The organism is Acinetobacter sp. 809848 (assembly GCF_000581275.1).
In the GTDB taxonomy this organism is placed as follows: Bacteria; Pseudomonadota; Gammaproteobacteria; order Pseudomonadales; family Moraxellaceae; genus Acinetobacter; species Acinetobacter pittii.
Window position 1 is genome coordinate 1 of the sequence record NZ_JEXG01000101.1, and the last position, 2,047, is coordinate 2,047.

Genomic DNA, 2,047 nt, shown 5'->3' on the forward strand with positions numbered 1-2,047 from the left:
CCATGACATAATCTCTTTAGTTTTTATGATTTTTTTCCCAAATGTCAGTCCGCCAATCGAGACCTTTTTCTGTTGGTATAGGCCAATTATTTGAAGTCGTTATTTCTACAGTATCATCAGGATAAAGATGTACTGCTAAATATTTTTTTCCTTTTAACTGTTCTTTCGTAAGAATAACTTGATTCTTTGCCACATGCTTTTTTTTACTATTTGTTTCTCCCCATGTAATGACTTGTGAACCAATCTTAACTGGAGAAGTATTCATGCCTCCACCAAATCCTCCTCCAATTTCCTCACCATTTATCTCAGTCATATAAGCATGGTAAGAAGTAAAATATTGAAAGGATGTTGTACCCATATTATAAGTCGCATTTGGACCAAGGCTAACACAGCCTACAAGACTGAATATCAAACCAAATATTAGTAATAATCTATTCGACCATTGTGTTTTATTCATCATAAAATTTATTAACTCGCATTTGCTACAAGTTGGACCATCACTTCATCCATAGATATTTTTTTATCTTTTAAGCGTTCTAGTTTTTGATTTAACCCTTTATCTGTTAAAAAGTTTTCTTTATAAATCAATTTTAAACAAATAAAATTTAAAATATCTCGTGTACCAAATAAGTTATACGCTCTAGCCTCAGGAATGGATTTAATAACAAATTGATATAATTCATTATCTGTCATATGACTAATAAGGAATTCATTATTGAGTTTTAAATAATAAATAAGATTATCAGGAAAAGTTGCCTCAACCATCATTTCTTCTTGTTCAACAGTAAAAGTTAAAGGAACTTGCACATAAGGTAATTGTTCAACCCGTTCATTTATCCCCCAAATTACTTGAAGCTTGCCTAACCTATCCCAATACCACCAACTTTGAATAGGAGTAAGTAAGTCTTTAATCTGCTGAGTATTGAATACAGGCCCATCGACATACAAAGTTTTATTTTCTTTATGGCCAACCAAGGTAGCTAAGATTACAGGGTCCCAAAATGCCAAAAACATTTCGAGTCCACCTTCAAATTTCACTTCTAAAAATTTTCTTAAATGCTCAAACAAATAATTGAAGGACAAAGGGCTTACTATAATTGTCATGCGAGCCGTGCCTGCAATATTTTGTTGTATCCATTGCCATTCTTGTGATGAAAAATCTTGAGGGAGTTGAAGTAAATGGGGAGATACCGCTTTTGCCTCCTCACCACTAGCTTCTAACAAAAGGCATTTTTGACGTAGATGCTCAAATTTCTTCAAGAAACTATCATCTTGTGCAGCATCTGCAAGTGCAAAAACGTTTAATCCAACTTCTGCAAAAGAGTGTGGCTCAAATGTTTTAAAAAATGTCTGAAGCGGTAGTTTAGCAGTCATTTATCGACCATCCCCTTTGTTTATAAATGCACCCCTCTGCGCTGCTCGTCTCGCCAAACATTCCCAGCATACATTATTTGGAAAAATCGGTAAGGTTGGGGTTTCACTTGCTCCTGTTGTAAAGAGATGTTGACCAGCTTTAGCCGTAAATTTTTGCGGGGTAATTATTGTTACCCCTGATGCATCAATTCTTAATGCACTCTCTTTAGCCCTTAATACAATTTCATTAGGACTATTGATTTCAACTTTGCCTTCTGATGAAGTAATTTTGACATCTAATCTTGCAGAAGCGTCGAGTACATTGTCTTGGGCCTGAATATCAAACTTGCCTTTAGCAGCATAAATTTTTAAGTCTTCTTGACCTGCAAATAAACTTACTTTTTTCTTCGCATTTAAAATTAGATTTTCATCTGTACTTGTATTAATAGATTTTCCGCTACCAAGCGTAATGCTTTCGGATGCCTGAATATGGATATCTTTGCCTGAAGTTAGGCCAATACTTTCAGGAGCAGCTAAAAGCATGAGTGCATCTTTCATGGCTTTTAAATCTTTCCATTGAGATTCTATTTTTTTGATATAGAACTCAACATTTTGAAGCATATCTGCTGCCTCTGCTTGCTGTTTACCTGCATATTCAGATAAAGCTTTCATACGCTCCAAGCCCTCGGAAAGA

At 34.9% G+C, this 2,047-nt stretch carries 3 protein-coding genes; all 3 read right to left on the reverse strand.

All coding sequences use genetic code 11. The annotated features are described in order from the left end of the window. Positions 1-16: 16 nt before the first annotated feature. Complete coding sequence (locus J536_RS23795) at positions 17-460, reverse strand: hypothetical protein (protein ID WP_032064205.1); 444 nt, start codon at positions 458-460, stop codon at positions 17-19. Between the two features lie 8 nt (positions 461-468). Further along, the gene (locus J536_RS23800) at positions 469-1,374 is read right to left on the reverse strand and encodes a DUF4123 domain-containing protein (protein WP_032057735.1); all 906 of its coding nucleotides are present in this window, start codon (positions 1,372-1,374) and stop codon (positions 469-471) included. Next, positions 1,375-2,047, reverse strand: a 673-nt coding sequence (locus tag J536_RS23805; protein ID WP_155758162.1) for a DUF2345 domain-containing protein, incomplete at its 5' end; no start/stop codon positions are given.